Raw genomic sequence first — 26,996 nt, forward strand, 5'->3', positions numbered from 1 at the left:
TCGGACGCCGATGCGTCTAAACCGAGGAAAAGGCAATGCCCCTTCAAGACAAACTCGACGCCCTCAAAGCGAAATTCGAAACGGAGATGGCTCCGCCCGAAGTGGTGACGGTAATGCACCGCGTCATAGACGAACTGATCGCCTCTGGCCAGGCGGAGCGCGCCCTGAAGGCCGGTGACCGCGCCCCCGCCTTCACTCTGCCTGATCCAGACGGCAAGCATGTGTCCACGCAGGATCTGTTGGCCAAAGGCCCCCTCGTCATGACTTTCTATCGCGGCGCATGGTGTCCATTCTGCAATCTCGACCTTCAGGCCCTCGAGGAGGCGCGGCCCGAAATCGAAGCGCGCGACGCCTCCCTCGTCGCTGTCTCGCAGCAGACAGCCGCGAACAGCCGCAAGTCCCAGCGCAGCAATAAGCTCAACTTCCCAATTGTCGGCGGCAACGGCGGCGAACTGGCCGCAAGGTTAGGAATCCGCTGGCGCTTGCCGGAAGACCTGCAGGCGATTCACAAACAGCTCGGAGCCGATCTCGTCGCCTTCAATGGCGAGGATAGCTGGACGCTACCGATGCCGGCTCGCTACGTGATCGGGCAGGACGGCGTCATCGCCTATGCTGAGATCAATCCTGATTATACCCGCCGGCCGGATCCTTCCGACGTATTCCCCATACTCGATCGGCTGAAGCGTTCGAACGCAGCCTGACTGCGGATGGCGCGGGCTGAGCCGGCGCCACTCAACCTTCAGCTTCGCCCGTCAAGCGTGCAGCGGTCACTCTGACGGGTTAAGCCGCGGGCGTCATGGCATGCTTGGTTCGGTAAAAGACCGTCACGCGGTCCGCCTTGCCTGACGGTCTTTTCTCGAACCCGACGACCGTCTTTGACAAAGACCGTAAGAAACATTGCAAAAATGGTTCGGCGATCTCCGGCGAGCGAGTAGCCGACCGATTGAAAATCAGTAGCTTAAAGAAGTCAGACCTTCAATTGACTAAAGGACGCAGATAGTCAACAAATCCGCCGATAACCCTCTATTTTTCCTACGCTATTCCCCTACAGAACACTCCGCAATATCCGATATCCCACCTCCCTCGCCATTGTGGACGATGTCATCACCGATGAGACCGAGCGCTGCGGCGGATTCCGGCGGCAATTGATTGATGATCTGGCCCCAGATGGAAGGACGCCTGCTTGGCCTCGGCAAATTGGAGCTGGATATTCCGTCAGGAAAGGGTGGACTTAGACGCGAAGCCAGATGAAGGCCATCAGTCGTTCATCTCTCCAGAAGGCCGTGGCGTGCAAGCCAATCGCTGCTAACGAACATTTTTGTTGGTTGACCGAGGCGACGCTTGCGGAGCGGGTTTCACCTCACATTTATGTGCGAGCGACGCCGGGAATAAATACGTCTAGCAGCAGGTCTTCTCTGTAGCAGCGGCGCCGACAATGGTTGGCTGCTGTTGAGACAAAGGAGATTAACAATGAACATTCTCAATATCGCGTTTGTCGGTCTTTCTATCGTCCTCACGGGCGCCGCTCTTACTGGTTCCGCTCCCGATGGCAAGGCGCACGTCGATATCGCCACCTACGCGTCTCCAGAAGGCAATGGACATGTCGACGGCACGGCCTCTCTTGTCGCGCCCCGGGGCAATAGCCATAGCAAAATTGCCTCCTACGCGTCCCCGGAAGGGAACGGACACGTCGGGGACACAGCCACTTATCTCGCGCCGGAAGGCAATGGCCACGTCGACGTTGCGTGATATCGCGCCGGTGTTCCGAGACCCGGTCGGAAGCGCGCCCGGGTCTAGCGAACGGCACCGGCGAACCAGGAGAGCCGCCATGAAAGCATCGCTGAAGATCCTCCTTATCCTAATTATTACCATTATTGGCCTGACGGCACTTGGCATGGCCGCGGCGGCGCTGGCTGAAAGGAGCCCCTCGCGGATTGACAAGATCGGCGGCGGGTTCGATCCGCCACCGTCCTTCATGCCCTACGATGGCAGGCAATTAGCGTACTGAGTTGCATTTCTGGTCCGGCTGCATTCAGGCGGGCTCGCGCTGATCGGCGGCGGCATTGGCGTGGAAGGTGGCGTGGAGCGACTGATAGCTCCCAGAAGGCGAGCAGTTCTTTTACCGGGGAGAAGACCTCCTCGAGGTCATGATGGGAGTCACAGGCATGCGCACCAGCGGCGGCGGCGCGTCAACTTGCGCGTGGGCGCCGGGAATAGCCAAATCGTGCGCCACCACCCCGGCGCCCTTCGGACTATCCCAAGCACGCGTGATCCCACCGCCTAGCTTCTTGCTATTCGTCTTCCTGGTCAAGCCGCAAACGAAACGGTAGCCGAAGAAGACTGCCCTGATCGCCGCATCGACGAGGGGTCTACACGGTGGGAATATCGCCGACCATGTGGGTTGCAAGCTCTGACCCCTGGAAAACGTCGGGGCCATGCTGACGTAGAGGCTCGCGATTTCATCTGCATAGTTGTTGATCCTGAGCGCGCCGCGTTCCTCGATCGAATGGGGATTGATCGGGGTATTATCCATCTTCTCCCAACGGTTGCTCTCGGATTCCGACGATGACGCCCGCGCCGAGAATCTGAGATAGATTGGCGGTGAGATCGAATCGGGGGGCTTCTCTTATAGCCGCTTCCACAGCGTTTCGGAGTGGGGCGCCGGCGCTAAGACGCTCAAGGAACGTTGCGCCCCCTGCCAGCGTACCGTGGATCAGGACGCGCAGATTGGGACGAATGACAAGCGCGTCCTCGCCCTTGCGATCGTCAATCGGGCCGAGTTCGGTCTCGCCGGCATTCATGGCCCAGATTGTGATGATGGGAAAGGCGGAGCGAACAATCGCCGCCGACGGGTGGATCTCGACCACAAGATCGCCGAGCCGCTTTGGCGGCACCGCCGCAATGTCCCGCGGCGCGAGAGGCGCGATGTCGGCGGCGTGATAGGCGCGCGCCCGTGCATCCTCAAGCCGGATCACGTCGGGCAGATAGATAAGCTCGGACGCCGGCTCGAAACCCTCGACGAAGTCGGCGAAGCCGTCGCCGTATGTGAGCAGCGACGGCGAGGTCGGCGGGCGACGTCGGACGAAGACCCGCGCCATGGCGGCAAAGAATTCCTCGCCGACAATGTGGACGGTCGCCGGATAGCGCGCGGCGAGCGCCTCGGCGAGGCCGGCTATCACATTGTTGCGATAGACGCCAAATCGCTTGGCCGGACGGTCCTGCGTCCATGAGGTGACGCCCAAAGGCACAGGGCGATCCCAGTTAATGAGGGCCGCGGCGAAACGCGATTGCATGGCCAGGGACATAGCGTTCTCCTCACGCCGCTTCGGAACGCACGGCGCGATCGAGGACAGCCTGAGCTGCTTCGGCCTGGCCCCTGAGGACTGGCCATGCGGGGACGTCGCTGTCCCACTCGACCAGGCTCGCGACCGGGCCAGTTCTGCCGATTGCCTCCGCGTAGAGCGCCCATATCCGCTCGCGATCGGCATCGTCGTTCTGACGGGTTATATTGCCGGATTACGCTGCCTGAGATGGTAGCAATTGCAATCGGATGAACGTTCGTTGCAGGCTCTGCCATGGACTGCTTCTAAGCATGCCGAGGACTTGGTGGGCGGCGGCCTGCGACCTCAAGCGACGGCGCAAGGCGGACGCCGCATCACGCGGTTGTGACGTCGTTGACGCGCATTTCCTCCCGGCGGACTGTAACGACAACTATCTCGCCTGCGAACTACGGGTAACCAGTTGAAAGCCCAACGAGAGACAAAGCCATGCCGATCAAACTGTTGCCAATGGTTGCCACCGCATTTCTCACTTTTTTCATAGCCGCCGACGCGGCCGAGCGGTTGCCTTACGACGCCGAGCGCTTCGCAGCCGCGCAAGAATCCGGAAAGCCGATCCTCATCGACATCTCAGCCGCTTGGTGCCCGACGTGCAAGCGGCAGAAGCCGATCATCGAGAGTGTGGTTCAGCAGCCGGCTTATGACGACTTGATGGTGTTCGACGTCGACTTCGATGCTCAAAAGGATGTCGTGCGGCGCTTTGGCGCCACTATGCAGAGCACGCTCATCGTCTTCCGGGGCAAAGACGAGAAAGGCCGGTCTGTCGGTGGAACGGATGCGGTCTCGATCGCCAGGCTAGTCGCGTCCTCCGTGTCGCCATGACCCGAGGCGATGATGGCGCTCACGAGCGCTGCCGTCGCCTTAGCCGCCGGCGTCCTGTCCATTCTCTCCCCATGTGTCCTGCCGTTGTTGCCCGTGGTGCTCGGCGCAGCTGTGGCCGAGGGCAAACGGGGTCCCGCGGCCCTTGCGATCGGGTTGGCGCTGTCCTTTACGGCCATCGGCCTCTTCGTCGCGGCTATTGGCTTCTCGCTCGGGCTCGAGGCGGCGGTGTTTCGCTCCATCGCGGCTGCCTTTCTGGTGGCCATCGGCGTCGTGCTTGTCTTGCCCTTTGCGCAAATACGATTGGCGGTGGCCGCTGGCCCGATGGGGAATTGGGTGGAGCAACGCTTCGGCGGTTTCTCGGTCTCGGGTCTGCGCGGCCAATTCGCATTGGGTCTTTTGTTAGGGGCGCTGTGGAGCCCTTGTGTCGGCCCGACGCTCCGCGCAGCGTCGCTGATGGCTGCCCGCGGGGAAGGTTTCTTGACGGTCGCCGCCGTCATGGGGTCCTTCGGCGTTGGCGCCGCTCTACCGCTGATCGCTTTCGGCATGCTGTCGCGCGATGCGCTTCTGCGCTGGCGGGGACGTATGGCGGCGGCCGGCACGACGGGAAAGCTTATCTTGGGAGCAACCTTGGTCGCAATTGGCCTCTCGATTTTGAGTGGGCTCGACCGATTGTGGGAAACAGCGCTCGTCGACATCTCGCCGCAATGGCTCACGGACTTGACGACGCGGTTCTGACGCACGGTTGATGGGCCGTGACAAGTCTCGTCACATAAAGAGGAACTCAACATGACTCTTTTGATTTTGGCATATCTGGCGGGTATTATCACTATCTTCAGTCCATGCATTCTGCCGGTTCTGCCCTTCGTATTCTCCCGCGCGGACCAGCCGTTCATGCGTTCCGGCCTGCCTCTGCTCCTTGGCATGGCGGCTGCCTTCACCGGCGTCGCGACGCTCGCCGCCGTCGGTGGCGGCTGGGCAGTCGAGACGAGCCAATACGGGCGCCTCGTTGCATTGGGTCTCCTTGCATTGTTCGCCGCGACGCTTCTGTCCAACCGGCTCGCCCAGTGCCTCGCCCGGCCACTGGCGGCATTGGGCCAACGGCTGTCGCTGACGCGCACCGTGACCGGCGGAGGCGCTGGACCATTGCCTTCTGTCGTTCTCGGCATCGCCACGGGATTGCTGTGGGCGCCATGCGCCGGCCCGATCCTCGGCGTCATCCTGACCGGCGCGGCACTGTCCGGCGCCAGTATCGAGACCTCGCTCTTTCTCTTGGCCTACGCCTTCGGCGCTGCGACGTCCCTCGCTCTCGCCCTCCTCGCCGGCGGACAATTGCTGTCGGCTCTCAAGCGCTCCCTCGGCGCGGAAGCGTGGCTGCGCCGAGGTTTTGGGGCCTCTGTGCTGGCGGGCGTCGCGATGATCGCCGCGGGCTGGGACACGCAACTTCTCTCGCAAGTGACTTTCCCAAGCACGACGCCGATCGAAGAACGGCTGATCGACTGGAGCGGCGGCCGCCGGGCTGCCGCGTCAAAAAATACGCCCATCGAGGACGCGACATCGGTAACCGCCGGCGCCCTTGATCGACAAAGCTGGGTTTCGCCGGCGGCGCAGCGCGCTAACGCGCTCCCCTTAATCGACGTCGTCTTCAAGGAATCCCGGATGGCTCCGGAGGGCGCCAGTCCAATCGGAAAGGTGGCCGCGACTAAGGCCGATCTGCCGGTCGAGGGCGCGCTGCCGGGCTTCGTTGGGGCTATTGAGTGGCTGAATTCCGCGCCGTTGACGCCGCAGGCGCTGCGCGGCAAGGTCGTGTTGGTCAACTTCTGGACCTTCAATTGTTTCAATTGCCTGAATGCGTTGCCTTATGTCCGGGCTTGGGCTGAGAAATACCGAGATCACGGCCTCGTCGTCGTCGGCGTACACACGCCTGAACTCGCCTTCGAGAGGGATATCGGCAATGTGCGGAAGGCCGTCGCTCGCCTGAAAATCGACTATCCCGTCGCTGTTGACAACGCTTATGCGATCTGGAAGGCGTTCGATAACCAATATTGGCCGGCGGCCTATTTCGTCGATGCCGAAGGCCGCATCCGCCATCACCATTTCGGCGAACACGATTACGCGAATTCAGAGCGCTTCATCCAGCAACTTCTGGAAGAGGCTGGCTATCGTAATGTACCGGGAGGCTTCGTGACGGCGAGCAGCGCCGTTCCCCTTAAGGCATTTGCGGTTCGGAGCGAACCCGCCGGTCTGGCAAGTCGCAATTGGTGAGACGGCTGTAGTCCGACCCGGCTTGTCTCTTGATGCGCTTTACGCGGTCTCCGGACAACGCCTTTTGATAATGCTGTCCACAAACCGCGTCGATCGCGGCGCCTAACCCCTTAAAAGTGAGCAATCCCAATGTACGACATGAAGAACATCAAGAAGCTGGCCCAGATCAAGACCGCCGCGCCAGACGCCATGCGAAGCTTCGAAGCATTTGACGCCGCCGCGCTCAAAGAGGGCGCCATTCCCAAAAAATACAAGGAGCTGATGGCGCTCGCCGTCGCATTGACGACGCAATGTCCGTATTGTCTTGAGATTCACAAAGGCGCCGCCATCAAAGCCGGCGCCACAAAAGAAGAGTTGGCGGAGACGATCTTCATCGCGGCGGCGCTGCGCGCCGGCGCGGCCGTTACCCACGGCACTCACCTGATGGAGGAAAGCTGAACTCCAGTCCGGGGGCCGCGCCCCTCGGCCTGGAGCAAGATTGGACCTGCGTCGGCCACAGGCTTCGGCGCTCCTGGACGGAGGCCGACATGAACTCACCTCGGCGCGAACAAAACTGGTTCTGAAAGACCAAACTCTGGACCGCCGCGCTCCTTTCGACCATGATTTGCGGCGGCTGGATATCAACTACAGACAGGATTGCATCTAATGACATTAGACCGTCGGCGCCTCCTTGGATCTGCAGCGGCCGCGGCGGCCGCGGGATTGATATCGACGCCCGCCGCCGTCGGGACGGCGGCCCGATTTGACGCCGTAGCATTCGATGGCTTTCCGATCTTCGATCCGCGCTCGGTCGCAGCGCTCTGCGAAGTCCTTTTTCCTGGTCGCGGCGAGGCCCTTTCCGAGGCATGGCGGACGCGACAATTCGAATATGCTTGGCTGTCCAGCCTCGCCGGACGCTACCGTGATTTTTGGGAGGTTACAGGTTTGTCGTTGGATGTCGCCGCATCGACGCTCAAGCTGCATATGACAATTGAACAGCGCGAGCGTCTGATGACAGCCTATCTCTCGCTTCCGCTGTGGCCCGACGCCGCGCCGGCCTTGACTGCACTGAAGGCGGCAGGGATCAGGCTGGCGTTTTTGTCGAACCTTTCGCCGCTCATGCTGGCGGAGAACATTGCCGCCGCCAATCTCGGCTGGATATTCGATCACGTGTTGAGCACCGACGCCGTGAAGAGCTACAAGCCTGATCCGAAGGCCTACCAGCTCGGCATTGATGCCTTGGGCGCCCGGCGCGAGCGCATCCTTTTTGTTGCGTCCGCGGGCTGGGATGCCTATGGCGCAAAGGCGTTCGGTTATCCAACATTGTGGGTTAACCGTTCGGGCCAACCGTCGGAAACGCTTGGCGCTCCGGCCGATGCGATCGTAGCAAACATGAACGGCCTGGCCGGTTTCGTTGGTCTACCGGACAATGCATCGAGCGCCTCTCGATCCAAATAGCGAGCGGTATGATGTCGCCAGGCGATCCCTTGTCTTCGCTATCGATGAACGGGTCCGGCTCAATCGTCAGTAAACGCGATGACGGGTTCGAGCGACCCAATGTTATCCTGGCGAGCTTTTTTCGGCTTTCCTCGCCCGATAATGCGCAACCTTATCTCGGTTCCCGCAAATTGACATCGCGCACCAACGCCGCGTGTTGTTGCGACCCCGATCGTAGAAGACCATTGTGCAGGATGGATTCGCGCACCGCCGCAACCGTGTCGGTTCAAACTCACAAACGAACTGGGCGAAGTCATTGGCGACCATTGCGGCGACCCATGGGCCCTGAATGCCGAAAGTTTCAACCAAAGCTGGGCGATGTTCGGTCAGAACCAAACGTCGATGGATCGACAGCGCCGCCAGCGCTGAATTGATGCTGCTCAGCAGCCGAGGCGAGAGCGTGTCGCCCTGTGCAAGCAGATCAAAGGCATTGCGCAGGGTCTCCCTCATAGCCAAAGCGGATTGAAGTTCGGCGGCGCAAGCGGGATCATCCGCATCGCCGATAACGGCAGCCTTGATCCAGCGCCGCAGTCCTTCAACACTCCCTATGAAATCTATGACGGCTCCGTTCACGGCAGGCGTCGTGTTGAGAAAGTCCAGCCACAGGCTCCCGCCGAAAAACGGCAGCCCGTCTCTCCATTCATGTGGATTCTCTTTCACCATTTTGGTCTCGATCGCGGATGTTCACGCATCACAAACGCGTGTCACCTGTAAATATGCACTTGACCAGTGTCGGCGCAAGTGACACCATTAAATGAAGCTATTACTGGTGACAAGGAACCGCCATGAACCGCAACCATCGCCCTAACCTCGTGTCCGCCGCGCTCCTTGGCCTCGCCGCCATCGCCACGCCGCCGCTCGCAAAAGACGCCCTCGCCAAAGCCTCCGGCCAAAAGGACTGGGGCATGCTCCAAGTTCATTACCGCACCGCCAATATCAGCGGTCGCGAGATTTTCTATCGCGAAGCCGGCGATCCCCGGTCGCCGACAATCATCCTGCTGCACGGCTTTCCTTCGTCGTCGCATATGTATCGTGATCTTATTCCAATTCTTTCCGACAAATTTCACGTGATCGCGCCTGACTATGTCGGCTTTGGCCAGTCGGATGCGCCGCTGGCGAGCGAGTTCTCCTATACATTCGATAATCTGACCGCACATGTGACTGGGCTAATCGATCAGCTCGGCCTCGCCTCCTATGTGCTCTATATGCAGGATTATGGCGGTCCGGTCGGATTCCGCATAGCGACCGCCCGACCTTCGCAGGTCAAGGGCCTCGTCATCCAGAACGCGAATGCCTATCTCGAAGGCGTCGGCGAGGCGCCCATGCAGGTGTTCCTGCCGCTTTGGGAAAAGCGCGACGCAGCGAGCGAAGCGGCGGCGCGCACGTTCCTCAAGGCCGAAACAACGAAGTTCCAATATACGTTCGGCGCCAAGAATCCCGAGGCGATCAGCCCCGACGCCTGGACCCTCGATCAGGCGCTGCTCGATCGGCCAGGGACCGACGCCTACCAGATCGATCTCCTGGAAAACTACAAGACCAATGTCGCCGCCTATGAAGCTTGGCATGCGGCCTTCCGCGCCAACAGGCCGAAGACGCTGATCATCTGGGGCGAGAACGATCCGTTCTTCATCCCGGCTGGCGCCGAAGCTTTCAAGAAGGACCTCCCCGACGCCAGGCTCGTCTGGCTCGATGGCGGCCACTTCGCGCTCGAGGAAAATGCGCCGCTCGTCGGGGACGAAATCAAATCGATGTTCGCCGGCCGATAGGCCCCATCCGCCGGCAACGGGGCTGATCCATTTTCCCCCGTGGATCGGCCCCACTTATCCAGACACGAAGCAGCCGCGCGCGGGAGTCCGCAATGCTTGATCGATGAAATGGCCAGACTCCGCGGCGCGCGTCATTCAAGAGCCCCCGCAAGACCCACCTGAAAGGATCCGATCATGATGCAGCCGCTTGAAACGGTTCAGATGCTCTACAAAGCGCTTGGCGCTGGTGATGCGCCGTCCGCGCTTGGCTTGATGGATCCTGATATCGAATGGATCGGCATGGCGGGGTGGCCCTATCAACCGGGGGGACGCGGTCCGCAACGGGTCGCCGAAAATGTCCTGACCCGCCTGACGCGCGATTGGAAAGATTTCAGCGTCTACGCCGAGCACTATTTTGCCGACGCAGATACCGTGATCGCGCTTGGCCGCTATGTCGGCGTGCATCGTCAAACCGGCAAGGCCTTGGACGCCCGCTTCGCCCATGTCTGGGATGTCGCCAACGCCCAGATCGTGCGTTTTCGCCAGTACGCCGACACGCATCTCGTGCAAAGAGCCATGCAATGACCGGCGATAAGAGACTGGCCATCGTAACCGGCGCGAGCCGGGGCATTGGCCGCGCCACCGCACTTCGTCTGGCCGAGGATTTTGGAGGCCTCGTGCTGGTTGCGCGCAACGAGGAGGGGCTCGCCTCCGCCGCTGACGCCATTCGCGCCGCCGGCGCCCAAGCGCTGCCGCTCGCTATTGACTTGAGCCAACCCCAAGCTGCGGAAATCATTGTCGCCCGGACCTTGGAGCGCTTCGGCCGGATCGATGCGCTCGTCAATGTCGCTGGCGCCGTACCCCAAACCGACCTGTTCGCGATGAGCGACGAAGAATGGGCGGATGGTCTGGCACTCAAATTCCATGGCGCCCGCCGACTCGCACTCAACGCATGGGATGCGCTCAGGCAGGCAGGCGGTTCGATCGTCTTCATGTCGGGCAGTTCGGCGCTTGCGCCAAAGGCGGCGCTCGCGGCGGTTGGAACGATCAATGCCGCGATTTCGGCGCTGGCGAAGGCTTTCGCGGAACGCGGCGTAACGGATGGCGTCCAGGTCAATGCCGTGCTGCCCGGACCGGTTATGACAGACCGACGACGCTCGATGCTCGAGAAATATGCGGTGAGCAAGGGGCTGTCGTTCGACGCTGCAATCGGGGCCTTTGCGCGCGAAACAGGCATCGCGCGCTATGGCGAGCCTGAGGATATCGCCGAACTGATCGCTTTCATTGTCTCGTCTCGAGCCCGCTGGATGACAGGCGCGACTCTCCGCATGGATGGCGGCGAGATCAAAGCCGTTTGAGGAGAACGGCCGCGCCGGCGCCTTTCCATCGCGACAGCGCCGTTAGCCCCAAAGGCGCGGGGAACCGCCGCGATCTGGCGACTCCCCAAGAACCAAAGGAGATTTGCAACAACGATATCTTAGTGAGCCTGCGTATGGACATGGCCGCGTTAACCGGCTGTCTCGCAGCCGTTCCTTCCGAGGCGAATGTGCCGGTCAGCGATCGAAGCCGATGGCGGATAGCGCCGTCTCAATAGGATCAAACCAGGTATCGAAATGCCTTTCCGTGGCCACGTTGGCCGCCGCCTTCGTGCAGGCTCTTTTCGCAGAAAAATCTCCATCCCTGCGCTATTGCCGATTCTCTCTGTTGAATCAATCCGGCGCTATGCCGCCTCAAATTCCGACCCACCTGCGCTACGACGCCGGTTCGTAGAAAATCAACAAGGGCCGCAGCGTATTCCTGCTTTACACTTCACAAACACTTACTCGAAACATTCCACATGATTTGGATCGCCTCGAGCGCCGCAATTTGTTCCACGCCTAGGCGTTTGCTCGTCCTGGGCAGGCGCGAAGGTAACAAGCACGTGATCAAGGTAACGTTCGAGTCTCCGCAACGAATAGTGGATATGCGCGCTCTTGCCGGCCCGCCCATTGAGCGCAAATCGAGCTATACCCAAGGGAGATCAGATTGAAGTGTAGAATTATATCGGGTGCCGACTTGGCCGCCGCTATGCGCGTCTTGCCCATGCATAGAGCGTCAGTCACCAACGCCTCCACCAACGAGGTGACTAAAAGTGGCGAAATTCTTGGGGTAGACGCGTGCAAGGAGCATAGGTTACTGCCGATCAAGTCATCGCGGTGTGTGTGGCGAGGCGGCACGGCAAGATGATGTGTGTTTACCGACGAAGACTCAATGTAAATCAACATTAAGGGGCGTTTCAAGTGAAGCCTAATAACAACATCAGATATCTCGTCTCTGTCGCGATGCTGGCAGTGCTACCAGCTATTTGCTTGCCACAACAGGTGCTTGCTGATGGCGGGCATACCCTGTTTATACAAAGCGCTGTCGAGAACGGCAACGACACAGTCACGTTGCCCCTCTACCGCGGGACCAGTCATGGCCAGACCGTTTATTATGTCATGCTTGATGCATCGGACGGTAACTTCGCGCAGCGGTCAGGCTTGATCAAATCGCAGAAGCTGGCCAATGCTGCGCGCAGCGCCGCGGTCCAGCGCGTGACTGTAGTCAATGGGGTCGTCGATTTTCCCGCATCGGTGGATTTCAGGCCTGTCCGGCAACTAACGCCCGGCTCACAGGGGTTTCCTCCCGCGGCGGCAGAGCCCGGCGCCGTCGGTGAACCTGGATACAGCCCACTGATTCAATTGCCGAATGGGATTGTCGTCAACGCTCCTCACATTGCGAACAGCACAGGTCAGGCAGACAAGGTGGTTACCATTGATGCGATCAATGGTAAGGTCACCTACCGGGAGACCGATGGCTTTCAGGGAGGGGACCCGCTGAAATACGTCTCCTTTGAGGCGTCGAACCCAGTGGCCGCGACGCTCGAAAACGTAACATACGCGCCCGCGCTTAACGCCTTGCCCACCTTGAACGATGACAGTACATCGTCATCGCGGGCGACGCTAATCGCCTTTGTCAATGGGCAGACCGGCGTTCTCAATTCACAGCGGCAAGGGCTGAATTCCGCTGTTCTGGACGGCCTCGCACCGCTGAATTTGCTGCGCTGGAATCCGTCGCAGGGGCGCTACAGCCCAATGTGGGACGTCAACTTAGCCAAATGGACCGATCAAATCGTGGCGGCCGGCCAGAATCTGCGCCAAACTGATGTTGGTACGGCACAGGGCTTGGCGTCAAAGGGTCAGCTCACGGCGCCCGATGGCGCCGCCCTTAAAGCGTCTGGATTTATCGTGAACTGTCCGATCGTTAGCTTGAAATAAGCGGGACGCACCCAGCGGCTGCTGTATTGCAGCCGGTGGGTGCAGGCCCATCCCCACGTGGGCCGGAGACTCAAAGCGGACGTTTCCATTAACCGCCCGCGCCGGTTATCTGAACCGCGCCGCTCCTATGGCCTCTCGGAGACCGTTGATCTCGCCTTCGAGCGCCAGGATGCGATTGTCGCGCTCGGCGAGCGCGGCGGCGACATCGGCGGCCTCGAAACGCTGGGGAATATGTTGCGGGCAATTCGAGTCCCAAGCGGAGACGGTGAAGAGGATCACCTGTTCGGGGCGCGCCTTGTAGCCTTGCGGCATTAACTTCGCCATGAGTTCGGCATCGCCTTCGACGACCCGAGCCTCGCCCCAGATCTTGATGCGCCGCCGGTGCGCATAGTCGATCAGGAAAAGATAGGTCTTGGGGTTATCGGCCAGATTGCCGAGCGTGATGTATTGCCTGTTGCCGGCGAAATCGGCAAAGCCGATGGTCTTGTCGTCAAGCGCCTTGAGAAAACCGGCGGGGCCACCCCGGTGCTGGATATAGGGCTGGCCTCCCGTGTTCGCGGTGGCGAGAAAAATGCTCGTTTGCGCCTCGATGAAGGCCTTGAGATCGGGGGTGATGCGTGTCTCCCAGGAGCCGCCCGCCTCCATGCGCTCATAGGAGCGGCGGGAGTCCTTGCGAGTCTGAATCGCCTTGACCGAGGGCGTGAAGGCGACATCGCTGGCATAAATCTGTCGGGCGTCCATGATGATCTCCTTAAAGGTCGAGATCGCTCAACGAAGGATGATCGTCGGGGCGGCGGCCAAGCGGCCAGTGGAATTTGCGGTCGCTGTCCTTGATCGGGGCATCGTTGATGCTGGCGATGCGCCGGCGCATCAGACCATGCTCATCGAATTCCCAGTTCTCGTTGCCATAGCTGCGGAACCAGTGACCGGCGTCGTCGCGCCACTCATAAGCAAAGCGCACCGCAATGCGATTCTCGCGAAAGGCCCAGACTTCCTTGATCAGACGGTAGTCGAGTTCGCGCCGCCACTTCCGCGTCAGAAATGCTTCGATGGCCTCGCGCCCTTGCAGGAACTCGGCGCGGTTTCGCCAGCGGCTGTCCATCGTGTAGGCGAGAGCGACCTTGGCCGGGTCGCGCGTATTCCATGCGTCCTCCGCCATGCGCGCCTTTTGCGCGGCGGTTTGCTCGGTGAATGGCGGAAGCGGCGGACGGTTCACGGTCATGCTCCTTGATTGGCGGTTGCGGCTGAACGAGCGCCGCCAAAGCGACATGCCCTGCCGGCGCCTTGAGGCTTGATCGCTCGCGTCACGCCGCCTTTCGGGCGGCGACGACCGGGAAGTCGATAACAGTCTTGGCGACTTCGTTGATGTAGTTGGTCCAGGTGTTCAGGGCGACATGGAGCACGATCTCGATCACCTGCGCGTCATCGTAGCCCGCCAGTTTTACAGCGCGGACGTCGTCTTCGCTCACATGGCCGCGCTCGCGCACGATCTTGGCGGCGAAGCGGACGGCTGCGTCCGCCTTGGGGTCATTTGACGCACCGTTGCGGTTGGCGGTGATTTCGGCATCGTCGAGTTTAGCGAGGTTCTTGCCGAGATACGTATGGGCCGACAGGCAATAGTCGCAGCCGTTGATTTCAGCGACAGCCAGCGCGATGCGCTCCCGTGTCGCGGCGGGCAGAGCTCCCTTGCTCAAGGCGCCGGAGAGACCGAGATAGCCTTCAAGCGCGGCGGGGCTGTTCGAGACCAGACGGAACAGGTTGGGAACGACGCCAAGCTGCTTCTTGACAGCTTCAAGCAGCGGCTGGGAAGCGGCGGGAGCGGCGTCGATGGTGGCCGGGGTCGGGATGCGGGACATGTTGGCTGCCTTTCGATGTTGGCCGAAGCGGCCTGACGCATGAATTCTTAGGCTCTTCCAAAGAAACGTGGCAGATGATATTATTGAGAGATATCCTCCCAAGTTTCGGAAGCATCAATGGATCGTCTGGACGCCATGTCGATCCTGCTGGAGGCGGCCGAAGCCGGCAGCCTGTCGGCGGCGGCCCGCCGCCTTGACATGCCGCTCGCGACCGTCAGCCGCAAGGTTTCAGAACTCGAGGCGCATCTCAAAACGCGGCTGTTCACCCGCTCCGCCCGACGCCTCGCGCTGACCGATGCGGGCCGCTCCTACGTCATTGCCTGCAAACGCATTCTCGAAGACGTTGACGAGGCCGAGCGCGCGGCGTCCGGCGAATATAGCGCGCCGAAAGGCGACCTGATCATCACCGCGCCGATTGTCTTCGGCCGTCTGCACGTTCTCCCGGTCGCGCTGGACTTCCTCAAGGCCTATCCGGAGATCAACCTCCGGATGGTCCAAGCCGACCGCGTGGTGGACCTCCTGGACGATCATGTCGATCTCGCCGTCCGGATCGGCGAACTGCCCGACAGTAGCCTTATCGCAGCAAGGGTTGGTTCGATCCGCCTTGTGGTGTGTGGGAGTCCCGCCTATTTCGCCAAGCGAGGCGCGCCACGCAGCCCTGATGAGCTCAGCGCCCATGATTGCGTCACCTTCGATGGGCTGACGTTCCCAGACGCCTGGAGTTTCAGGATTGGGAAATCCGATGCGCCCATCGCGATCCGCTCGCGGCTTGTCGTCAACACCGCGGAAGCCGCCATCGATTCCGCCATTGCAGGAGTCGGGGTCACGCGCGTGCTCTCCTACCAAATTGCCAGCGCCGTGCACGCTGGCGCCCTCGCCGTCGTGTTGCAGGAGTTCGAGCCGCCGCCCTGGCCTGTCAGCTTCGTCCATACCAGCCAGCGGATCCTGCCGCTCAAGCTCCGCGCCTTTCTTGATTTCGCCGCGCCTCGGCTGAAAGCGCGGTTGTCGCAGGGCGCGAGATAGGATCCTGGCCGATTAAGCGGACGCGACGCCGGTGTGCTTTCCAGCAACGCACGTGTCCTGCAGACTCAGAGCAAGGACATGAGCCAGTTGACCCTTAGAGCCAGCGAGCTGCACACCGCAACGCCGGCTCGCGAAGAGATCGATTGGCGAGGAGGCTTTCAAGCTGTGAAATTGCTTCTAAGCGCGACCTCGCCAAACAGGGCCGCATATAATTGATTACTTGATTACGCATAAACGTCCGCCAGCTTTAGGAGCGAATATGGCATGGGCGCAGTCCTCAGAGCGACATATGCGAGACGTGGAATCATTGTTTAGAGGCGGTATCTACGGTTGAACCGATATTCGAATTCGGCGAGATATCGCGGCACGTGTTTTGTGTGCACGGCCCTGTAGGTTCCGACCAAAGCCGACTTGATGTTTCCAAGACTGTGTTGACCCATTTGAAGGCCGGCGTTTTGGCGGCTTGCGCGCCGCCGCCCGTTTGAATTTGAGTATGCGTGCATCCGGCCGTTGTGACGGCGGTGAAACAGGCGAGCGCATCGGTCACGACGTTGGCGTCGCCAGTAAGCGCCGTGCTCGCGAATTTGCCAATCGCCACCTTTCGGAAGCCGATCACGCGGCGAAGAATGATCTGATCGGGTTTGCCGTCTTCGGTTGTCGCAACAGCGACGACGAAGGGGGTTTTACCCGGGGCGCCGCGTCCGCGTTTGCCGGACCGCTCGCCCCCGATATAGGCGTCGTCCATTTGTACGTTGCCATTGAAACGCTTGGCGCCGTTTCGCTCGATCATGACCTGAGCGAGCTTGTGTTTCATCGTCCAGGCCGTCGTCTGGGTGACGCCGAGCCGACGCCCCAACTCGATGCTGGAGATTCCCTTCTTCGATTGGGTCACCAGATGCATGGCTTTGAACCAGAGCCGCAGCGGCAGCTTGCTGGATGCGAAAATAGTCCCCGCCTTCACAGAGGTCTGCTTGCGGCAGGCGTTGCATTGGAATAGCAGGCGCACACCGCGCTTGACCATGCAATGGCCGGGGCTGCCGCAATCGGGACATTCGAAGCCATCAGGCCAGCGCAAGCGCGCCAACTCTGCGTGACACCGTTCCTCGGTCCCATACAATTCATCGAATTCGGCCTCGCTGAGGCCTTTCTGGAATTGAACCTTGTTGCGCGCTATCGTCAATGCCCTTGCAAATCATTGTGTTCGTTATTTGTTCTTGGCCCGAAATCAAGCTGACGCAACCGCGTAATCAGGATGTTTATTACAGACTTCCAAAATTGAATCGTAGTCGCCTGCCGCGGCCTCCGGTAGGATCGGAACATGACCCGCGCCGAAGTCATCGCCCGCCTCAAGACCGCCGAACCCGCCCTGCGCCAGCGCGGGGTGGCGGCGCTGTATCTGTTCGGCTCCCATGCCCGCGACGAAGCGGGGGCCGGTTCCGACATCGACGTGTTCGTCGATCCGGCCGACGAGAGCGCCTTCGGCCTCACGCCCTTCATGGAGACTCTGGCGGTCTTGGAGCAGACGTTTCCTGGCGTCGAACTCGGCTACAGCACACGCGACGGCATCGTCCCATGCTACCGACCCTATATCGAGGGCGGCGGGATCCGGGTCTTCTGATGGTTTCCGCCAAGCTGCCGCAAGCCCGGCTTCAGCATATCCTGGCGCAGATCGACGGCATCGTCGCCGCCACGCAAGGGCTTGCCTTCGAGCAGGTGAACAACAGCTTCCTTTACGAGCGCGCGGTCGAACGGGCGGTCCAAATCATTTCGGAGGCCGCCAAGGAACTCCGCTTGGAGCTGCGCAACAAATAGCCAGACGTGCACTGGCAACCAATGATCGGGATCGGAAACCTGCTGCGGCACGAATATTATCGGATCAAGTCGCGCGATATGTGGGAGATCGCGACGGTTCATCTGCCCGCCCTGCGCCCGGTCATCGAGAAAATGCTGGCCGAGATGGGCATCTGACTCGGCGGGTTGCGCGATGACAGCACTCGTCCCTTTCACCGCCCCTCCCCTGCCCTCGTCACCGTCTCCAGCGCACTCAGGGAAACGTGTAACGCCCCGAAATCATCGGCGCTCCGGCCCGATTTCATCGCATGATTTTGGGTCGCTACAACTATCGATAAATAGAGCTGGTGCTCGATAGCGCAATTCAACGGCCTCTGCGCAAAGGGACCTTGTTCTTTTTTTGTCAAAATAGGACATGGCCGTTAACGACGCACCATCTTCCGATCCGGGACCAGACCGTTTCGATTGTGCCCGGGACACCGCCATGGCGCTTCGGGACACCATGCTATATCGCGGCCCGGGACAGCGCTCACGCACGACGATAAGGCGGCCCTTGCGCGGACAATCCTCAACCATTTGAGGATCAGCGGCGTCGTCCTAAGCCGTAAGCCTCCCCTCCGGCGCCACGGGCAACGTCCTCCCGACAGCGGCGAACGCCGGTAAGATCATAGCGGCGCGCGAACTCAAAATCACCGGATACCACGGGAGCGAAGGCCTCTTTTCCCGAACGCCCTAACCAAATCTTCCGAGGCCAATTCGCGCAAGGTCGTGCGTGCCTGGCGCCCAATCCGGCCGAACGCCACGTGTGCAATCCAATTTCCGAACAGATCCGTGCCTGGCATCGGCGAGCCACGACCGGTCGCGATCGGCCGCCGGGTCGCCCGCACGTAGCAGACTCGAAATCACGTCCACCGCCGACAACACGCCCCACCAAATGATTTCGCGTTCGCGCGGGGGGCCATCACGAATGGAGGGAATGGCAAAAGGAAGAGATTCACATGGCTACCGCTAGCGGCGGCCGCGCTGACAAGGATTCGTCGCAGGCTCCCGCGCGTACCGCGCGCCCTTGCACCACGACCGCCTCGCGGTCGGCCGATGGCATTGGGGCAAGAATACGGAGGAGGAGAGAGACGCCGCCGTCCTGCCCGCGAACAGTGAATAGGAGCGCAGGAAATTGACCAGACATGATCCAGAGATCGAGAAGCTCCGCGAGGAGGTGAACTGCGCCGCGCTTCTGGAGCGGCTCCCGCCGCCTTGGCGGCTCGACAATGCGGAGAGCACCAAGAACTGCCTGAAATATCGTCGCGGCGCCGGCGAGATCATTATCGTCAACCACGAGGGCAGGGGATGGTGGGACCCAGGCAGTGAAGCGAAGGGCGACGTCTTCGACCTCGTCCAGCATTTCGATCCCGGCCTGAACTTCGGTCAGGCGCGCAAACTCCTCCGCGAATTCATCGGCCTGCGCCCGACATTTGCCGAAGATAACCACCCACGGCGCAAGACCGCTCAAACCTCTCCAATTGCCGCGAGATGGAGGCGACGCCCCCGCCTCAGGCGCGGCTCGCCGGCCTGGCGCTATCTCAACCTGGACCGTCGGCTCCCAGCCCGCATGCTCGAGGCTGCTATCGGGGCGGACGTGGTGCGCGAGGGCCCCTACGCGAGCGCCTGGTTCGCCCACCGCGACGACGCAGGAAGCGTGACCCACGTCGAGATCCGCGGCCCCGGCTACAAAGGATCCCTTACGGGCGGCGCAAAAACACTGTTTCGGTTTACAGGCGCATCCCCGCCGTTCAGCCGCCTCGTCGTGACCGAGGCTCCGATCGACGCCATGAGCCTCGCCGCTTTCGAAAATTTCAGCCCCGGCACGCTCTACGCCGCGACTGGCGGCGGCATGGGACCGGCGACCATCGGAGCGATCGAGCGGCTTCTCGCCGGGATGGCTGGGATGGCCAACTCGGCTTTTTTCAGCGCCACCGACGCCAATCCCGCCGGCGACCGCTACGCCGCCCAACACAAAGCAATCGCAGCCAAAGCCGGTGTCGCCTTCTCGCGACTGAGGCCGCCGATCGAGTCCGGCGACTGGAACGACGTCCTCAAACAACAAACCCAACAAAGCACAGCGCCATGAAACTCCCGAACTTCACCAACTTCGAACCGCTCAACCAACTGAAGGACCAAATGGGCATTCCAAGAGACAGCTATGGTTCTTTTCCACAGGTCAGCGAGCAAGCGTCGCCCTCAGGCGCTGCGCTGCCGCGCGCCTTCATCCTCCTCAAGTCGGGCGGGCGGCTCGATCTCCTCCACCCGCAACCCGACGCCTGGACCGACGAGGACCTCGCGATCGGGCTCTCGCGCACCTATCGTTGGGGCGGCTATTCCAAATGGGACCTGCCGCTTAGCGTCGCCCAGCACAGCCTCACCGTGCTCGCCTTGCGCGAGGCTGAGGGACCGCTCACCGCCCGCGAAGCTTTGCAAGAGCTCCTTCACGACGCCACCGAGGCGCTGTTTGGCGGCTTCGACCCGATCGCGCCCCTAAAGCCGCATCTCGGCCCTGCCTTCGCGAGCTTGGATAGCCGCCTGCAAGTCGCCGTCGATCAACGCTACCGATTGCCGGCCTGGACCGAAGACTCCTATGCCCGGCACAAACATGCCGATCGCCTCGCGGCGGCGAGCGAGGCCTACCACGTCGTCGGATGGACGCGTGACGAGATGCGATCGAGCCTCGAAATCAGCCTCGACCCTCTCGGCGAAGACCCCCTGGTTGCCCCCGCCGACATAAAGCCATGGGAGCCATGGCCGCCACGCACCGCCATGACGCTCTTCTTCAACAGGCTCACCCAACTTCTCGACAGAGCCAAGGTCGATGACTCCCTCGCTGACTTAGCGAAGCGTTTCTCCCTCCTGCCCCCGCAGACCCGCTCCCGCTACAACCACTGGCCCTCCGGCAGCAGCCTCACCGACACACTCGTCTACGTCGAAGCGGATGACGGTTCGCAATCGCTCGAAGGCGTCATCGTCGACGGCCAGCGCGACGAGGATGGCGCTTTCGACATCGAAAATATTTTCACGGTCTTCACCACTCACTCAAACGCGGACGGGGAACTGATCCTCTGCAACGGAGCAAACTGCCATGTCGAGATTCTCTGACCCCTACGTCGATCCTTTTTACGATCCTCTCATGGACCCGGACGCCTGGCCGGATCCTGAAGCGACCAACCATGACATCCCGGAATCGAACTTTTCATTCGAAGCATTTGCTTCGACCCTGACAAGGACCCAGGCCGAAGCCGCGGCGCATCAAGGCCCGATCCTCGTCCTTGCCGGCGCGGGAACCGGGAAGACCTCCACGCTGACAGCGGCTGTCGTCCATCGAATTGCCGTCGACCATATTCCCGCCTCGCACATCCTCGCTGTCACCTTCACCAATAAGGCCGCGGCGGAAATGACGTCGCGCATCCGCTCCGCTCTCGGCGGTCAAGCTACTCCCTTCTGGCTAGGCACCTACCACGGCCTCGCCGCGCGGCAGCTCCGCGACCAGCCGGAAGTCGCCGGGCTCCGCCACAACTTCGATATCCTCGACGCCGACGACAGCCGACGCATCGTCAAGCGCACCATGAAGGCGCTCAATCTCGTCGGCGAAGATGATGATGAGCCAAAGCCATCCCGCGATCCGCTCAAGATCATGTGCAACCGCATCTCGAAATTCAAAGATAGTCTCCTGACGCCGCAAGGCGCCAAGGATCATATCCAGACCCGGATCGCCAACGCCGAACGCGCGCGCGAGCCGATCGACGCAGGAGGCCTCCTCGCCAGCGTTCGCGTCTACGCGGCCTACCAGCAATCCCTGCGAGACGCCAACGCCGCCGACTTCGGAGATTTACTGCTTTGGCCAACGCTGGCCATGCAGCGCGACGAGGCCTATCGCAACCGTTGGGCTTCGAAATTCGATTGGGTCGCGGCCGACGAATATCAGGATGTGAACTTCGCCCAATATTCGTGGCTCAAGCTGCTCGCCTCCCGACTGAAGCAGGTCTTTGTCGTCGGCGACGATGACCAGGCGATCTATAGCTGGCGCGGCGCGGACATAGCCTACATTCGGCAGTTCGTCAGGGATTTTCCGAACGCCCGCCAGATTCGGCTCGAGGAGAACTTTCGCTCGACCGGGCATATCCTTGCCGCGGCCAACGCGGTCATCGCGCAGGACAAGAAACGCCTTGGCAAGACCTTGTTCACGAAAAAAGAACAAGGCGAGAAAATCGAGATCATCGCCTATCGCGACGGACAAGCCGAAGCCGCCGGGATCGTCGCCGAAATGCAGCAGCTCCACGCCGAAGGGAAGGACTGGGACAATCTGGCGATTCTCTATCGGGTCAACTTCCTTTCACGGGGACTGGAGGAAGCCTTGATGCGCGCCCGCATCCCCTATGTCATCGTTGGAGACGTCGGGTTCTATCAACGCGCCGAAATCAAGGATGCGCTCGCCTTCCTCCGCCTGGCCGAGACCCCCGACGATCGCCAATCGGACGAAGCCTTCCGCCGGGTCATCAACGAACCGCGACGGGGCTACGGCGCCAAGGCCATGGACGTCGTCGAGACAGAGGCGTCGTTCCGCAATGTCTCCATGCTGCGCGCCCTCGATACCGTCATCCTCCCGCCCAAATGCCACGCCGCCGGCCTGCAATTCGCGGACGCGATCCGCCGCGTCGGGGCCGACCATTCGCATACTCTCGCCGACCAGATATCGCTCCTCCTCGACGCCACCGGCTATCGCGAGATGCTGCGCAAGAGCAAGGCGGAAACGACCGAGGACCGGCTCGAAAATCTCCATGAGCTGATCGATCTCGCCGGCGGCTTCAACACCGCCCGCGAGCTGCTCGACCATGCGACCCTCGCCACCAGCCGTCCGGGCGAGGACGAGACGGCGCGGGTCCGCCTGATGACCCTGCACAAGGCCAAAGGTTTGGAGTTTCCGCATGTGTTTCTCCCTGCCTGGGAGGAGGGCGTGCTTCCAAGCGACTATGGCGATCGCGACGAGGAGCGACGGCTCGCCTATGTCGCGCTGACGCGCGGCATGCGCCGGGTGACGATTTCTCACTGCGGCTTTCGACGCGGTCCAGCTGCGCCATCGTCCTTCATCGACGACATTCCCGACGACAATCGCGTGCTGGGCTGGCTGCGCGATCCCAGTCGCACGCGCACCGGAGCCGCACGCGCGCCGATCACCAATCAAAGCGATCAGGTGCACCGGTTCCGGCGCTTTTAGGACAAGCAAATCTCCGCCAAGCGATCAATCCAACGCCGCGCACGGAATGAACTCCCAAATGACGAAAACAATCGATGATCTCATCAATGCCTACGGAGCAGACGAAGAGCCTCCGACACAACCTGAATTCGCAACCACGCAAAACATCGTCGCCTTTTTGCTCTTCTCCGCATCCCGCGCCGGCTCGTGGCCAGCGTGGCGGCAATTCCGACCGGAGGAACGCCAGCATTTCCTCGATTTGGCCGACAAAGAAATCGGCCATCTCGCCAAACTGGGCTGTTCTCTTTCAGTGGAACGGGATGAAAAGAGCTCAAGGAAAATAGAAGGATGATCGGGCGGACGAAAAAAGAAGCGGCCGCATGGGCATCCGCCGCCGCAAGGCTTCGTCGCCAAGAAGGCTCCCGGGCTAAGCCCGGCCTTGCCCCGGCGGATGCCAGGCGGCGCCTGTGAATCATTACGGACCAATCAAAGGAAAACCCGAGGCAGGCAAAAATCCGCAAGCGAAGGCCGAGACGGAGACGGATCTCTTCAGCGGCGCGGGCCGGCCAACCCCGGCGCCGGCGCTGGAACGCCGCGACCAAAGCCGCGCCCAAACGATCCGCCCAGATGGACAATTTGCTTGTTTGATTTGCGGCGCGCCGGCCCATTTCGGATTTGGCGTGAAACTCCTCGCAGGGATCCATGGCCGTTGGTCCTGCCAAGCCCACCGCGAAACAGTCAAAAACGCATCCCCGAGATGACACGCCAAATTCAATCACCTTAAAATCCAAGGATCCAGACCCATGCGCATCAACCGGCACTACACCAAACCCAATCGCTCCCCTTACGCGGACATCGCGTTTCATAAGGTCAGGAGCGAGATACGCAATCCCGACGGCTCCATCGTGTTTTCCCTCGACGAGGTTGAGGTCCCAACCGCCTGGAGCCAGGTGGCCGCGGATATTCTCGCACAAAAATATTTCCGCAAGGCCGGCGTCCCAGCCGCTCTGTCGCCAATTCCCGAAGATGGCGTGCCATTGTTCCTCTGGCGCTCCGAACCAGACGAGGCGGCCATGGCCGGTCCGTTTTTCTCAAAGGCGACCAACTATGGCTCTGAAACCTCGGCCAAACAGGTTTTCGACCGTCTCGCCGGGGCGTGGACCTACTGGGGCTGGAAGGGCAAATATTTCGACACAGAGGCTGATGCTCAGGCCTTTTTCGACGAATTGCGCTTCATGCTCGCGCGCCAGATGGCGGCGCCCAATTCGCCGCAATGGTTCAACACCGGACTGCATTGGGCCTATGGAATCGATGGCCCGAGCCAGGGCCATTTCTACGTCGATCCGTTCACCAAGGAGCTCGTCGAGTCCACAAGCTCCTATGAGCATCCCCAACCACACGCCTGCTTCATCCAATCCGTCGCCGACGATCTCGTCAACGAAGGCGGCATCATGGACCTTTGGGTGCGCGAAGCGCGGCTGTTCAAATATGGCTCGGGCACGGGCTCGAACTTTTCCAAACTGCGCGGCGAGAACGAAAAGCTATCCGGCGGCGGCAAATCCTCCGGCCTCATGTCCTTCCTGAAGATCGGCGACCGCGCCGCCGGAGCGATCAAATCGGGAGGCACAACACGGCGCGCCGCCAAGATGGTCGCCCTCGACGCCGACCATCCTGACATTGAAGCTTTCATCGACTGGAAGGTGAAAGAGGAGCAGAAGGTCGCCGCCCTCGTTGCCGGCTCCAAGATTTTGAAAAGGGCGCTGAAAGCCATTCTCCGCGCCTGCGTCAATTGCGACGGACCCGGAGCCGATTGCTTCAACCCGGAAAGGAACCCAGCGCTGAAGAAAGAAATCAAGCTGGCGCGGCGCGCGTTCGTCCCCGAGGCCACGATCAAGAAGGTCATCCAGCTCGCCCGCCAGGGACATGCCGACATCGACTTCGAGGCCTTCACCACCGATTGGGATTCGGAAGCCTATCTCACCGTCTCCGGCCAGAATTCGAACAATACGGTCCGCGTCACCGACGCCTTTCTCCATGCGGTCGAGGACGACGGCGACTGGACCCTCACCCGCCGGCTCGACGGCAAGGCGCATAAGGTGATGAAGGCGCGCGACCTATGGGACAAAATCAGCCATGCCGCCTGGGCCTGCGCGGATCCAGGACTGCAATTTCATACAACGATCAATGATTGGCATACCTGCCCGGCCGAAGGCCCGATCGTGGCGTCTAATCCATGCAGTGAATACGTCTTTCTGGATGACACCGCCTGCAATCTGGCCTCGTTGAACCTCCTGAAATTCCGCAAGACGACGACGGGTCTGATCGACCTCGACTCCTATGAACATGCAATCCGCCTGTGGACGATCGTTCTCGAAATCTCGGTGATGATGGCGCAATTCCCCGCCAGGGAGATCGCCCGTCGCTCCTATGAATACCGCACTCTGGGCCTTGGCTACGCCAATGTCGGCGGGCTCTTGATGTCCTCCAGCATCCCCTATGACTCGGACCGCGGCCGCGCCCTCTGCGCCGCACTCACCGCCATCATGACCGGCGTCGCATATGCAACCTCCGCCGAAATGGCCGGCGAGCTCGGCGCCTTCTCTCGATACGAAGACAACGCAGCGTCTATGCTCCGCGTCATGCACAACCATCGCCGAGCCGCATATGGCGAAGGGACAGGCTATCACGCTTTGTCGATCGAGCCCGTCCCGCTCGATCATGCGGCGCTGACCGATAAAGCTCTCGGCGAACACGCGAAGGCGGCATGGGACCTCGCCCTAAAGCTTGGCAAACGTCAAGGCTACCGCAATGCGCAAGTCAGCGTCGTCGCGCCCACCGGCACGACCGGCCTCGTCATGGATTGCGACACGACCGGAATCGAACCGGACTTCGCCCTCGTCAAATTCAAGAAACTGGCTGGGGGCGGCCATTTCAAGATCATCAATCGCGCCGTCCCGGAAGCTCTTCGCACGCTCGGCTACGCCAAGCCTGAGATCGACGAGATAATCGCCTATGCCGTCGGGCGCCCATCCCTCCGGCAGGCGCCCTTCATCAATCACGCGAGCCTTCTCGCTAGGGGATTTACCAAAGAAAAGCTCGCCGAATTGGAGGCCGCGCTCGAAACCGCCTTCGACATCAAGTTCGTCTTCAACAAATGGACGATAGGCGTGGATTTTCTCAAAGACGCGCTCGATGTGCCGGCGGAAAGGCTCGAAGATCAGAATTTCGATCTCCTGAGCTTCCTTGACTTCTCCCGCGCCCAGATCGACGCCGCCAATATCCATGTCTGCGGCGCGATGACGATCGAAGACGCACCTCATCTGAAGACCGAACATTATGCCGTCTTCGATTGCGCAAGCCCCTGCGGACGCACCGGCAAGCGCTATCTCTCGGTCGAAGGCCATATCCGAATGATGGCGGCCGCCCAGCCCTTCATCTCCGGCGCGATTTCCAAGACGATCAATATGCCGAACGAGGCCTCGATCGAGGATTGCAAATCCGCCTATCTGCTCTCCTGGCGGCTCGGGCTCAAAGCCAATGCGCTCTATCGCGACGGCTCGAAGCTCTCGCAACCCTTGCATAGCCAACTCATCCAGGACGACGACGACGCGGAGGACGCAGTCGAGACCCTTGTCGTCACCAACGCCCCGGCGCGGGCTTCGGCCGTCGCCGAGAAAATCGTCGAACGGATCGAACGCATACGGGAACGCGAGCGGCTGCCCGACCGCCGCAAAGGCTACACCCAGAAAGCGCGCGTCGGCGGCCACAAGGTCTATTTGCGCACCGGCGAATACCCTGATGGCCGCCTGGGCGAAATCTTCATTGACATGCACAAGGAGGGCGCGGCCTTCCGTTCGCTCATGAACAATTTCGCCATCGCGATTTCGGTCGGCCTACAATATGGCGTACCTCTCGATGAATATGTTGACGCCTTCACCTTCACCCGCTTTGAGCCGGCCGGCCTGGTCCAGGGTAATGATGCGATCAAGAACGCAACATCGATCCTGGATTATCTTTTCCGCGAGCTTGCCGTCTCCTATCTCGAGCGCAACGATCTTGCCCATATACCGCCGTCCGCGGCAGGACTGGATGGGCTGGAGTGCGCCAAGCAAACCAATCCGGTCTCCCCTGGAACCGCGAGCGCC

The 26,996-nt window shown here is 61.0% G+C and carries 27 protein-coding genes and 2 pseudogenes; 21 read left to right on the forward strand and 8 right to left on the reverse strand.

What is annotated here, in order from left to right:
• Positions 1–35: 35 nt before the first annotated feature.
• From DL86_RS12255 to DL86_RS12265, 3 genes are all read left to right on the forward strand, one after another.
• Positions 36–701 carry a peroxiredoxin-like family protein gene (locus tag DL86_RS12255; RefSeq protein ID WP_036261796.1) on the forward strand — a complete coding sequence of 222 codons (666 nt, stop codon included), beginning with the start codon at positions 36–38 and terminating at the stop codon, positions 699–701.
• Positions 702–1,470: 769 nt separating this feature from the next.
• Positions 1,471–1,749, forward strand: coding sequence for a hypothetical protein (locus tag DL86_RS12260; RefSeq protein ID WP_036261798.1), 279 nt, complete (start codon positions 1,471–1,473; stop codon positions 1,747–1,749).
• A gap of 79 nt (positions 1,750–1,828) precedes the next feature.
• On the forward strand, positions 1,829–2,008 hold the full coding sequence (locus DL86_RS12265; RefSeq protein WP_036261800.1) for a hypothetical protein: 180 nt from the start codon (positions 1,829–1,831) through the stop codon (positions 2,006–2,008).
• A 111-nt stretch (positions 2,009–2,119) separates the two neighbouring features.
• Here DL86_RS12265 and DL86_RS12270 read toward each other — a convergent pair whose 3' ends face one another.
• The 3 genes and pseudogenes from DL86_RS12270 to DL86_RS19315 form a co-directional block, all read right to left on the reverse strand.
• A complete protein-coding gene (locus tag DL86_RS12270; protein ID WP_036261802.1) occupies positions 2,120–2,533 on the reverse strand; it encodes a hypothetical protein in 414 nt (137 codons plus the stop codon).
• The gene (locus tag DL86_RS12275; protein WP_036261804.1) at positions 2,526–3,305 is read right to left on the reverse strand and encodes an HvfC/BufC N-terminal domain-containing protein; all 780 of its coding nucleotides are present in this window, start codon (positions 3,303–3,305) and stop codon (positions 2,526–2,528) included. Before DL86_RS12275 ends, DL86_RS12270 begins: the two co-directional genes overlap by 8 nt.
• Positions 3,306–3,315: 10 nt before the next feature.
• Positions 3,316–3,495 (reverse strand): annotated as a pseudogene (locus DL86_RS19315) (multinuclear nonheme iron-dependent oxidase); the annotation flags it as partial.
• 272 nt (positions 3,496–3,767) lie between these two features.
• On the opposite strand from DL86_RS19315, the gene DL86_RS12280 reads away from it, so the two are divergent.
• From DL86_RS12280 to DL86_RS12300, 5 genes are all read left to right on the forward strand, one after another.
• The gene (locus DL86_RS12280) at positions 3,768–4,160 is read left to right on the forward strand and encodes a thioredoxin family protein (RefSeq protein ID WP_036261806.1); all 393 of its coding nucleotides are present in this window, start codon (positions 3,768–3,770) and stop codon (positions 4,158–4,160) included.
• 9 nt (positions 4,161–4,169) lie between these two features.
• Entirely contained in the window at positions 4,170–4,895 is a 726-nt protein-coding gene (locus tag DL86_RS12285; RefSeq protein WP_245276355.1) for a cytochrome c biogenesis CcdA family protein, read from the forward strand.
• Positions 4,896–4,946: 51 nt separating this feature from the next.
• Entirely contained in the window at positions 4,947–6,422 is a 1,476-nt protein-coding gene (locus DL86_RS12290; RefSeq protein ID WP_084572887.1) for a cytochrome c biogenesis protein DipZ, read from the forward strand.
• A 129-nt stretch (positions 6,423–6,551) separates the two neighbouring features.
• Entirely contained in the window at positions 6,552–6,860 is a 309-nt protein-coding gene (locus DL86_RS12295; protein WP_036261807.1) for a carboxymuconolactone decarboxylase family protein, read from the forward strand.
• Positions 6,861–7,067: 207 nt separating this feature from the next.
• A complete protein-coding gene (locus DL86_RS12300; protein ID WP_051953310.1) occupies positions 7,068–7,859 on the forward strand; it encodes a haloacid dehalogenase type II in 792 nt (263 codons plus the stop codon).
• A gap of 102 nt (positions 7,860–7,961) precedes the next feature.
• Here the strand turns inward: DL86_RS12300 and DL86_RS12305 are convergent, their stop codons facing one another.
• Entirely contained in the window at positions 7,962–8,561 is a 600-nt protein-coding gene (locus DL86_RS12305; RefSeq protein WP_036261809.1) for a CGNR zinc finger domain-containing protein, read from the reverse strand.
• A 242-nt stretch (positions 8,562–8,803) separates the two neighbouring features.
• Here DL86_RS12305 and DL86_RS12310 point away from each other — a divergent pair, with 242 nt between their 5' ends.
• The 4 genes from DL86_RS12310 (at position 8,804) to DL86_RS12325 (ending at position 12,939) form a co-directional block, all read left to right on the forward strand.
• Positions 8,804–9,664, forward strand: a complete 861-nt coding sequence (locus DL86_RS12310) for an alpha/beta fold hydrolase (RefSeq protein WP_202899205.1) — start codon at positions 8,804–8,806, stop codon at positions 9,662–9,664.
• A 174-nt stretch (positions 9,665–9,838) separates the two neighbouring features.
• The gene (locus tag DL86_RS12315) at positions 9,839–10,228 is read left to right on the forward strand and encodes a nuclear transport factor 2 family protein (protein ID WP_036261812.1); all 390 of its coding nucleotides are present in this window, start codon (positions 9,839–9,841) and stop codon (positions 10,226–10,228) included.
• Positions 10,225–11,001: an SDR family oxidoreductase gene (locus tag DL86_RS12320; protein WP_036261813.1), complete on the forward strand. Its 777-nt coding sequence runs from the start codon at positions 10,225–10,227 to the stop codon at positions 10,999–11,001. The genes DL86_RS12315 and DL86_RS12320 overlap by 4 nt, the downstream gene beginning before the upstream one ends.
• A 921-nt stretch (positions 11,002–11,922) precedes the next feature.
• The gene (locus DL86_RS12325) at positions 11,923–12,939 is read left to right on the forward strand and encodes a hypothetical protein (protein ID WP_156964624.1); all 1,017 of its coding nucleotides are present in this window, start codon (positions 11,923–11,925) and stop codon (positions 12,937–12,939) included.
• A gap of 105 nt (positions 12,940–13,044) precedes the next feature.
• On the opposite strand, the gene DL86_RS12330 is transcribed toward DL86_RS12325, so the two are convergent.
• The 3 genes from DL86_RS12330 to DL86_RS12340 all read right to left on the reverse strand — a co-directional run bounded on the left by DL86_RS12330 (position 13,045) and on the right by DL86_RS12340 (position 14,795).
• Entirely contained in the window at positions 13,045–13,680 is a 636-nt protein-coding gene (locus tag DL86_RS12330) for a pyridoxamine 5'-phosphate oxidase family protein (protein ID WP_036261817.1), read from the reverse strand.
• 10 nt (positions 13,681–13,690) lie between these two features.
• Positions 13,691–14,161: a nuclear transport factor 2 family protein gene (locus tag DL86_RS12335; protein WP_036261820.1), complete on the reverse strand. Its 471-nt coding sequence runs from the start codon at positions 14,159–14,161 to the stop codon at positions 13,691–13,693.
• 82 nt (positions 14,162–14,243) lie between these two features.
• Positions 14,244–14,795: a carboxymuconolactone decarboxylase family protein gene (locus tag DL86_RS12340; RefSeq protein WP_036261821.1), complete on the reverse strand. Its 552-nt coding sequence runs from the start codon at positions 14,793–14,795 to the stop codon at positions 14,244–14,246.
• Between the two features lie 117 nt (positions 14,796–14,912).
• Between DL86_RS12340 and DL86_RS12345 the strand changes: the two genes are divergently transcribed.
• Positions 14,913–15,818: a LysR family transcriptional regulator gene (locus DL86_RS12345; RefSeq protein WP_036261823.1), complete on the forward strand. Its 906-nt coding sequence runs from the start codon at positions 14,913–14,915 to the stop codon at positions 15,816–15,818.
• Positions 15,819–16,042: 224 nt separating this feature from the next.
• On the opposite strand, the pseudogene DL86_RS12350 reads toward DL86_RS12345, so the two are convergent.
• Positions 16,043–16,992 (reverse strand): annotated as a pseudogene (locus tag DL86_RS12350) (IS1595 family transposase).
• A 144-nt stretch (positions 16,993–17,136) separates the two neighbouring features.
• Here DL86_RS12350 and DL86_RS12355 point away from each other — a divergent pair.
• The 8 genes from DL86_RS12355 to DL86_RS12390 all read left to right on the forward strand — a co-directional run.
• A complete protein-coding gene (locus DL86_RS12355) occupies positions 17,137–17,436 on the forward strand; it encodes a nucleotidyltransferase family protein (RefSeq protein ID WP_036261826.1) in 300 nt (99 codons plus the stop codon).
• Positions 17,436–17,630, forward strand: coding sequence for a HepT-like ribonuclease domain-containing protein (locus tag DL86_RS20485; RefSeq protein ID WP_245276356.1), 195 nt, complete (start codon positions 17,436–17,438; stop codon positions 17,628–17,630). The genes DL86_RS12355 and DL86_RS20485 overlap by 1 nt, the downstream gene beginning before the upstream one ends.
• Before the next feature lie 6 nt (positions 17,631–17,636).
• Entirely contained in the window at positions 17,637–17,786 is a 150-nt protein-coding gene (locus DL86_RS20490) for a HepT-like ribonuclease domain-containing protein (RefSeq protein WP_280948996.1), read from the forward strand.
• Between the two features lie 997 nt (positions 17,787–18,783).
• Positions 18,784–19,737 carry a DUF3991 and TOPRIM domain-containing protein gene (locus tag DL86_RS12365; RefSeq protein ID WP_156964625.1) on the forward strand — a complete coding sequence of 318 codons (954 nt, stop codon included), beginning with the start codon at positions 18,784–18,786 and terminating at the stop codon, positions 19,735–19,737.
• Positions 19,734–20,756, forward strand: a complete 1,023-nt coding sequence (locus DL86_RS20295; protein WP_202899202.1) for a hypothetical protein — start codon at positions 19,734–19,736, stop codon at positions 20,754–20,756. The genes DL86_RS12365 and DL86_RS20295 overlap by 4 nt, the downstream gene beginning before the upstream one ends.
• Positions 20,740–22,872: an ATP-dependent helicase gene (locus tag DL86_RS12375; RefSeq protein ID WP_245276358.1), complete on the forward strand. Its 2,133-nt coding sequence runs from the start codon at positions 20,740–20,742 to the stop codon at positions 22,870–22,872. Before DL86_RS20295 ends, DL86_RS12375 begins: the two co-directional genes overlap by 17 nt.
• 58 nt (positions 22,873–22,930) lie before the next feature.
• Positions 22,931–23,203, forward strand: coding sequence for a hypothetical protein (locus DL86_RS12380; RefSeq protein WP_156964626.1), 273 nt, complete (start codon positions 22,931–22,933; stop codon positions 23,201–23,203).
• Between the two features lie 451 nt (positions 23,204–23,654).
• The coding region (locus DL86_RS12390) for a vitamin B12-dependent ribonucleotide reductase (RefSeq protein WP_051953312.1) at positions 23,655–26,996 on the forward strand (3,342 nt) is incomplete at its 3' end.

Origin of the sequence: Methylocapsa aurea, from assembly GCF_000746085.1 — a bacterium.
In the GTDB taxonomy this organism is placed as follows: domain Bacteria; phylum Pseudomonadota; class Alphaproteobacteria; order Rhizobiales; family Beijerinckiaceae; genus Methylocapsa; species Methylocapsa aurea.